The sequence below is a fragment of the Alcanivorax sp. HI0044 genome (genome assembly GCF_001634945.1).
In genome coordinates this window covers 1-1,429 of the sequence record NZ_LWEZ01000577.1, presented here as the reverse complement: position 1 = coordinate 1,429, position 1,429 = coordinate 1, and the positions used below count along the sequence as shown (strand labels likewise).

Annotated in this window: 1 protein-coding gene and 1 pseudogene; both read left to right on the top strand. The window is 54.3% G+C overall.

Annotated elements, in window-relative coordinates:
- Positions 1-206: pseudogene (locus A3730_RS06960) on the top strand (30S ribosomal protein S7); the annotation flags it as partial.
- Positions 207-285: 79 nt separating this feature from the next.
- Positions 286-1,429, top strand: a 1,144-nt coding sequence (locus tag A3730_RS06955; RefSeq protein WP_156501016.1) for a translation factor GTPase family protein, incomplete at its 3' end; no start/stop codon positions are given.

Genomic DNA, 1,429 nt, shown 5'->3' with positions numbered 1-1,429 from the left:
TTGAGGTTCGTCCCAGCCGTCGTACTGCTCTGGCAATGCGCTGGTTGGTTGATGCTGCACGTAAGCGTGGTGAGAAGAGCATGCCTGCTCGTCTGGCCGGCGAAGTGATGGATGCCGCTGAAGGCAAAGGCGCTGCGATGAAGAAACGTGAAGACGTGCATCGTATGGCCGAGGCCAACAAGGCCTTCTCCCACTTCCGCTTCTAAAGGCAGAAGACAAGCGAGTGAAACCGGCCTGTGTACAGGCCGGTTTTTGTATTTGAACCAGTGAATCGAGGTTAGCACCGTGGCTCGTAAGACTCCTCTTAATCGCTATCGCAACATCGGTATCTGTGCGCACGTAGATGCGGGCAAGACCACTACTACCGAGCGTATTCTTTTCTACACCGGTGTGTCTCACAAAATTGGTGAGGTGCACGACGGTGCTGCCACCATGGACTGGATGGAGCAGGAACAGGAGCGTGGTATTACCATTACCTCCGCTGCGACCACCACTTTCTGGCAGGGCATGGACCAGCAGTACGATCAGCACCGTATCAACATCATTGATACCCCCGGGCACGTTGACTTCACTATTGAAGTAGAGCGTTCCTTGCGTGTACTCGATGGTGCCGTGGTGGTGTTCTGTGGTTCTTCCGGCGTTGAGCCGCAGTCCGAGACTGTATGGCGCCAGGCCAATAAATATGAAGTGCCGCGTATTGTGTTCGTCAACAAGATGGACCGCGCTGGCGCAGATTTTGACTCCGTTTGTAACCAGATTCGCAAGCGTCTGGGTGCTTCCGTTGTGCCGATTCAGTACAACATCGGTACGGAAGATAACTTCAAGGGTGTTGTCGACCTGATCCGGATGAAGGCTATCTACTGGAACGAAGACGACATGGGGATGACCTACGAAGAGAAGGACATCCCGGACGACATCAAGGCGCGTTGTGACGAGCTCCGTGAGCAAATGACGGAAGCGGCAGCAGAAGGCTCTGAAGAGCTGATGGAAAAGTACCTGGAAGAAGGTGACCTTTCCAATGACGATATCAAGGCGGGTCTGCGTAAGCAGGTTCTGGCCAACGAAATCGTTCTCGGCTTGTGTGGTTCCGCGTTCAAAAACAAGGGCGTTCAGGCGCTGCTCGACGCAGTTATCGAATTCCTGCCGGCCCCGGATGAAGTAAAAGCTATCCAGGGTGTGCTGCCGGATGGCGAAACCGTGGAAGCGCGTAAGTCTTCCGACGATGAGCCGTTCTCTGCGCTGGCTTTCAAGATCGCTACCGACCCGTTTGTGGGGTCTCTGACCTTCATTCGTGTCTACTCCGGTGTGCTGAATTCCGGTGATAGCGTGATGAACTCCGTACGCGAGAAGAAAGAGCGTGTGGGGCGTTTGCTGCAAATGCACGCAAACAGCCGTGAAGAAATCAAGGAAGTACTGGCGGGTGATATCG